The sequence below is a fragment of the Pseudomonas sp. UV AK001 genome (genome assembly GCF_046097675.1).
Taxonomy (GTDB): domain Bacteria; phylum Pseudomonadota; class Gammaproteobacteria; order Pseudomonadales; family Pseudomonadaceae; genus Aquipseudomonas; species Aquipseudomonas kribbensis.
This window is the reverse complement of the sequence record NZ_JBJUVZ010000020.1, coordinates 1-6572: the sequence shown is the minus strand read 5'-3', so window position 1 is coordinate 6572 and position 6572 is coordinate 1. Positions and strand designations below refer to the sequence as shown.

Sequence of the window (6572 nt, the reverse complement as noted above, 5' to 3'; positions counted from 1 at the left end):
GCGCACCAGCTCATCGCTGATCGGCTCGCCGACACCGGCGGCGTGGGACAGCACCAGCGAACGCTGGAGGTGTTCCAGGTCTTCGCTGGCGATGCGGGTCGAGGCCAGCAGGCCGAAACCGGTGTTGATGCCGTAGGCGGTGCGGTTCTCGGCGAGGATCTGTTCGACGCAGGCAACGCTGGCTTCGATCTGGGCCGAGGCACTGTTGTCGAGAGTCAACTTGACCGGTTGCTGATAGACATCACGCAGTTGGGCCAGGCTCAGTTGGCCGGGAATCAGGTTCAGCGCAGTCATTTAAATGCTCCTTTTGAGAGATTGTTATTAACTACCAGTCGCTCCGGAGCATTCCGTTATCCGTCGCCTCTCGTCTTTTGGACGATCCGCGCCTTGGCACGCTGGTATGGGTAATTGTCAGTGCAAATTCGGCAGTACGTTGTGCAGCAGATCCGGGGCTTTCAACACGCTCGCGGCAGCGGCGATATCCGGCGCCAGCCAGCGATCCTGATCGTAAGCCGGGACCTTCTCGCGCAGCAGTCGCCACGCCACATCGGTGCCGGCGCCGAAGCGTTGTTCCTTGAGAAATTCAAAGGCCTGAGCCGCCAGCAGGTACTCGATGGCGAGGATCTGCGTGCAGTTTTCCAGCGCGCGGTGCAGCTTCAGCGCGGCGTTGGTGCCCATGCTCAGGTGGTCTTCCTGCAGGCCGGAAGTGACGTAGTTATCGAGCACCGCCGGTTGCGCCAACTGGCGGTTTTCCGCGCACAGCGACGCGGCGACGTATTGCACGATCATCATCCCGGAGTTCACCCCCGGATTGGCCACCAGGAACGCCGGCAGACCGCTGACATGCGGGTTGATCAGACGGTCCAGACGCCGCTCGGCAATCGAGCCGATTTCGGCCATCGCGATCGCCAGCAAGTCCGCCGCCAGCGCCACCGATTGCCCGTGCGGGTTGGCCTGGGACATGACACGGAAGTCGTCCGGCGTGCCCAGCAGCAACGGGTTGTCGGTGCAGCCGTTGAGTTCGGTTTCAATCTGTTTGATCGCATGTTGCAGTTGATCGCGGGCAGCGCCGTGCACCTGCGGGATCGAGCGGATGCTCAGCGCATCCTGAGTGCGAATGCCTTTGCTCTTCGCGATCACTTCACTGCCGTCGAGCAGCGCCCGCAGATTGACGCCGACCTGTTGCATGCCCGGGTGCGGCTTGAGCGCGATGATCCCGGCATCGAACGCGGCGATCTGGCCGCGTTGCGCTTCGAAGCTCATGGCACCGACCACGTCGGCCCATTGCACCAGACGCGTGGCATCAGCGATGGCAAGGCAGCCGAGACCGGTCATGCACGGCGTGCCGTTGACCAGGCACAGGCCGTCCTTCGCCCCGAGTTGCACCGGTTGCAGACCTTCTTCGGCCAACGCTTGCTGCGCAGAAACAATCTGCCCGCGATAGCTGACGTTGCCCACGCCCAGCAGTGCGATACCGATATGGGCCATGTGGGTCAGGTAACCGACCGAACCCTGGGACGGCACTTGCGGGGTGATGCCGCGATTGAGCAGCGCCAGCAGTGCTTCGACCACTTGCCGATGAATCCCGGATTTGCCGTGGCTGTAGTTGCGGATTGCGGCGCACATGATGGCGCGGGTCTGCTCGTCGGCCAGTACCGGGCCGACGCCGCAGGCATGGCTGAGCAAGGTGTTGCGCGACAACTGGCTGAGTTGTTCGCCCTGCAGCGAGACGTTGGACAGACCGCCCAGCCCGGTGTTGACGCCATAGGCGCGCTCGCCGCTGGCGACGATGCGCTGGACGATGCCCTGGGCATTTTCGATGCGTGCCCAGGTCTGGGCCGACAGCTCGAGCTGCGCGCCGTGACGGGCTACCGCGACCACATCCTGCCAACGCATCGGGGCGTCGGCGATAACGATTTTTTCAGCCTGGGACATCTGGAACCTCATACCAATTCTGTTGATGCAGGTAACCCTGTGGCGAGGGAGCTTGCTCCCGCTGGGCTGCGGAGCAGACCCAAAAAACCTGCGACCGCTGCGCGCTCGAGCGGGAGCAAGCTCCCTCGCCACACAAGCGGTGCTGTTTAAACCACCGCCGCCCGCCGCTGCACGAAGCGGTCGACATATTCGTCCGCCGGCGAGTGCAGGATCTCTTTCGGCGTACCGACCTGGATCAGGCGGCCGTCCTTGAGGATCGCGATGCGGTTGCCGATGCGCACGGCCTCGTCGAGGTCGTGGGTGATGAAGACGATGGTCTTGTGCAGGGTCTTTTGCAGCTCCAGCAACTGGTCCTGCATCTCGGCGCGGATCAGCGGGTCGAGGGCGCTGAACGCCTCGTCCATCAGGATGATGTCGGTGTCCGCCGCCAGCGCGCGGGCCAGGCCGACACGCTGGCGCATGCCGCCAGAGAGCTGGTGCGGGTATTTGTTTTCGTAGCCCTTGAGGCCCACGGTGTTGATCCAGTGCAGCGCGCGTTCGGCGCACAGTTGCTTGCTCTCGCCGCGCACTTTCAGGCCGTAGGCGACGTTGTCGAGCACGGTCTTGTGGGGCAGCAGGCCGAAGCTCTGGAACACCATGCTGATCTTGTGCCGGCGAAATTCGCGCAGGGCATCCATGTCGTATTGCAGGATGTCCACGCCGTCCACCAGGATCGCGCCGCTGGTCGGGTCGATCAGGCGGTTGAAGTGGCGCACCAAGGTCGACTTACCGGAACCGGACAGACCCATGATCACGAAGATCTCGCCGGTGCCGATACTCAGGGACAGGTCGTTGACCCCGACCACGCAACCGGTCTCGTTCAGTACCTGCTCCTTGGTCTTGCCCTGGCCGACCATGGCCAGCGCGTCCCTGGACCGGTTGCCGAAAATCTTGAAGACGTTTTTGACTTCGATCTTGCTCACGGTTGCGTTGCTCATTTGCTCACCTCATGCCGTGGCCGACCATACGCCTGGGTAATGCGGTCGATGACCACTGCGAGAATCACGATCGCCAGACCGGCTTCAAGGCCGCGTCCGACGTTGAGGGTCTGGATGCCCACCAGCACATCTTCACCCAGGCCACGGGCGCCGATCATCGAGGCGATCACCACCATCGACAGGGCCATCATGGTGGTCTGGTTGATCCCGGCCATGATGCTCGGCAGGGCCAGCGGCAGTTGCACGCCGAACAGTTGCTGCCAGCGGTTGGCGCCGAAAGCGTTGATGGCCTCCATCACTTCACCGTCGACCTGGCGGATGCCCAGATCGGTCAGGCGGATCAGCGGCGGCGCAGCGTAGATCACGGTGGCGAAAATCGCCGGCACCTTGCCCAGGCCGAACAGCATCAGCACCGGGATCAGGTACACGAAGCTGGGCATGGTCTGCATGATGTCGAGCAGCGGCATCAGGAACGAACGCAGGCGATTGCTGCGGGCCGAGAGGATCCCCAGCGGCACGCCGATCAGCACCGAGATGACCGTGGCGACCATCATCAGCGCCAGCGTCTGCATGAGCTTATCCCACAGGCCGACGGCGCCGACCAGGAACAACAGACCAACGATCACGGCGGTGGTCACGAGCTTGCGCGTGGCGTGCCAGGCAACACCCGCGACGATGGCCAGCATCAGCCACCACGGTGCGGCGCGCAGCAGGCCTTCAAGGTTGACGATGGCCCACAGCAGGGTGTCGGAGATATGGCGGAACACGTCACCGTAGTTGGTAACCAGTGCATCGACCCAACCGTTGACCCAGTCGGCGATGGAAAACGTAAAGCGTTCGGGAAACATAAGCGGCTCTCAATCAGAAATCTCAATCAAGCGATGACGGCAATTCTCCCGGCCAGCCTCACGGTTAGCCGGGAGGTATCGACCTACAGCGCCGCGTCGATTTTCTTGGCAGCGTCGTCGCTGACCCACGCATGCCAGACCTCAGGATGTTCCTTGAGGAAGATTTTCGCCAGCTTCGGCGACTCGATCCGCTCCTTGGTCATGCGACCCAGGTTCTGGTTCAGCAGGTCGATCGGCAGGTTGACCTTTTCCAGCACGGCCACCAGCTCGGGGGCTTCCTCGTGGAAGGTCTTGGACAGGCCGACCTTGATGGTCACGCGCTTGTCGACGCCCGGTTTCTCTTCCAGTTTGACCGCGTCGATCTGGCCCATCAGCGGGGTTGGCGACCAGTAGTAGAACAGGATCGGCTCGCCGCGCTTGTAGCTCGACAGCACCGCCGCATCCAGCGCCGGGCCGGTGCCCGGGCGGAAGTTGGTGTAGCTGTTTTCCAGGCCGTAGCTTTTCAGCATTTCGCTGTTGTCCAGCTCGCAGGTCCAGCCGGCAGGGCAGTTGTAGAAGCGGCCCTTGGACGGCTCTTCGGCGTCCTTGAAGATCGCCGAGTATTTGCCCAGGTCAGCGATGTTTTTCAGATCCGGCGCCTTGGCTTCGATCTTGCGCTTGGCATCGCCTTCGATCACGTAGCGCGGCACGTACCAGCCTTCCACCGCACCGACGACCGGGGCGCCGACACCGACGACCTTGCCGGCCTTCTCGGCCTTGTTCCAGACCTCGCTGCGGCCGACCCACTCTTCGGCGAACACTTGAATATCGTTGCTGCTCAGGGCGTTTTCCATGGTGATGGAGTTGCCTGGCAGGCTGTCGGTCTTGCAGTCGTAACCTTTCTCCAGCACGACTTGCAGCACGTCGGTCAGCAACATCGCGCTTTCCCAGTTCAGGCCGGCGAATTTCACCGGTTTGCCGGATTCGCACCAGCCGGCGGCCTGGGTGGCGCCGGCACTGGCCAACAGGCCCATGGACAGCAATGTGGTCAGCAGGGTCTTGTTCGATTTCATTGTTGTGACGCTCCTAATCATGAATTGGCTTACGGCAGTTCAAGAGGCATCCAGCCCTGTCCACGTCCAGATCAGGCCTGCGCCGCAGCGCGGCCGGTCCCGTTTGCTTCAGGTTGTACAACGCTGTTCTGCTCGACCGGCAGAATCAGGTGATCGGGCACGCTGCCGTGCCATTTCTTTGCGCACACGTAGTAAAGCGCAGCGGGCAGCACCAGACCGATGATCCACGAGATATCCACATCACCCAGCGCGGCTACCAGCGGACCGGTATAAAACTTGGTGGAAATGAACGGCAGCTGCACCAGCACACCAAACACATAGACGCTGATCCCGAGGAGGTTCCAGCGACCGTAGCGACCGTTCGGATCGGCCAGCGCCGGAACGTCGTAGTGCTCACGGGTAATGCAGTAGTAGTCCACGAGGTTGATCGCGCTCCACGGCGTGAAGAACGCCAGCAGGAACAGGATGAAAGACTTGAACGCCCCGAGGAACGAGTGCTGGCCGAGCAAGGCGATCAGGGTCGCGGCACCGACGATCACCAGCACGAACACCAGACGCTGCATCCGGCTGACCGTCAGGTGGCCACGGAAGCCGCTGATGATGGTCGCGATGCACATGAAGCTGCCGTAGGAGTTCAGGGTGGAGATGGTCACCTTGCCGAACGCGATGCTGAAATACAGCAGCGCCGCGGTGGCACCGGTGCCGCCCAGACCGACGATGTAAGCCACTTCATGACCGGCGAACTGACCGTTGGCCGAAGCCGCCGCGAACACGCCGAGGATCATCGCCACCTGCGCGCCGATCACAGAGCCGGCGCCGGCAGCAAAGAAGGTTTTCACCGAGGAAACCTTGCTCGGCAGATAACGCGAATAGTCCGCCACGTAAGGGCCGAAGGCGATCTGCCAGGACGCCGCCAGCGACACCGCCAGCAGGAAGCTGCTCCAGCTGAAGTGACGGATTTCCAGAAGTGCACCGACGTCCACCTGACTCATCAGACGGCTGAACAGGTACACGAAAGCAATCACGCCAATGACACTGGCAATACGGCCGATCCAGTGGATCACCCGATAGCCGAGCACCGTGACCACCACGATGACACTGGCGAAAAGCAGGATGCCGACGGTGTCGCTGACCCCGAACAACTGGCCCAGCGCCTGACCCGACAGCATGGTGCCGGTGGCGGTGAAGCCGAGGTACATCAGGCACACCAGCACGATCGGAATCGCCGCGCCGTAGACGCCGAACTGCACCCGGCTGGAAATCATCTGCGGCAGGCCCAGCTTCGGCCCCTGCGCCGCGTGCAGCGCCATGACGCCGCCGCCCAGCAGTTGACCGATCAGCAGACCGATCAACGACCAGAACACATCGCCGCCCAGCACCACGGCCAGGGCCCCGGTGACAATCGCGGTGATTTGCAGGTTGGCACCCATCCACAGGGTGAACTGACTGAATAGACGACCGTGTCTTTCCGCTTCCGGGATGTAGTCGATCGAACGCCTTTCGATCAACGGTTTGTTGCTTGCACGATCGGTGTTGCCAGCCATGATTCAACCTCTGTGGATTGTTCTGGGTTTTGTTGTTGTATTGGCTTGCGCGGGAGCGAGCTGGCTCCCGCCGTTTTTTATTTGCCGGTGATCATCGGCAGGTTCAGCCCTTGCTCCCTGGCGCAGTCAATGGCGATCTGGTAACCGGCATCGGCGTGACGCATCACACCGGTGCCCGGGTCGTTGTGCAGCACGCGAGCGATACGCTCGGCTGCT

General features: G+C 62.2%; 7 protein-coding genes. All 7 read right to left on the bottom strand.

Annotated features, from left to right (window positions below):
* The coding region (locus ACKLNA_RS29030) for an aromatic amino acid lyase (protein WP_408987840.1) at positions 1-294 on the bottom strand (294 nt) is incomplete at its 3' end.
* A 117-nt stretch (positions 295-411) separates the two neighbouring features.
* Positions 412-1935 (bottom strand): histidine ammonia-lyase, encoded by a 1524-nt coding sequence (hutH, locus tag ACKLNA_RS29025; protein WP_408987839.1) that lies wholly within the window; start codon positions 1933-1935, stop codon positions 412-414.
* A gap of 146 nt (positions 1936-2081) precedes the next feature.
* A complete protein-coding gene (locus tag ACKLNA_RS29020; RefSeq protein WP_085711028.1) occupies positions 2082-2912 on the bottom strand; it encodes a glycine betaine/L-proline ABC transporter ATP-binding protein in 831 nt (276 codons plus the stop codon).
* Positions 2909-3760: a proline/glycine betaine ABC transporter permease gene (locus ACKLNA_RS29015; RefSeq protein WP_114881111.1), complete on the bottom strand. Its 852-nt coding sequence runs from the start codon at positions 3758-3760 to the stop codon at positions 2909-2911. The genes ACKLNA_RS29020 and ACKLNA_RS29015 overlap by 4 nt, the downstream gene beginning before the upstream one ends.
* 83 nt (positions 3761-3843) lie before the next feature.
* On the bottom strand, positions 3844-4812 hold the full coding sequence (locus tag ACKLNA_RS29010; protein WP_085732540.1) for an ABC transporter substrate-binding protein: 969 nt from the start codon (positions 4810-4812) through the stop codon (positions 3844-3846).
* 71 nt (positions 4813-4883) lie between these two features.
* Positions 4884-6356: a purine-cytosine permease family protein gene (locus ACKLNA_RS29005; protein ID WP_408987838.1), complete on the bottom strand. Its 1473-nt coding sequence runs from the start codon at positions 6354-6356 to the stop codon at positions 4884-4886.
* Between the two features lie 77 nt (positions 6357-6433).
* A partial coding sequence (locus tag ACKLNA_RS29000; protein WP_408987841.1) for a hypothetical protein occupies positions 6434-6572 on the bottom strand: 139 nt, incomplete at its 5' end.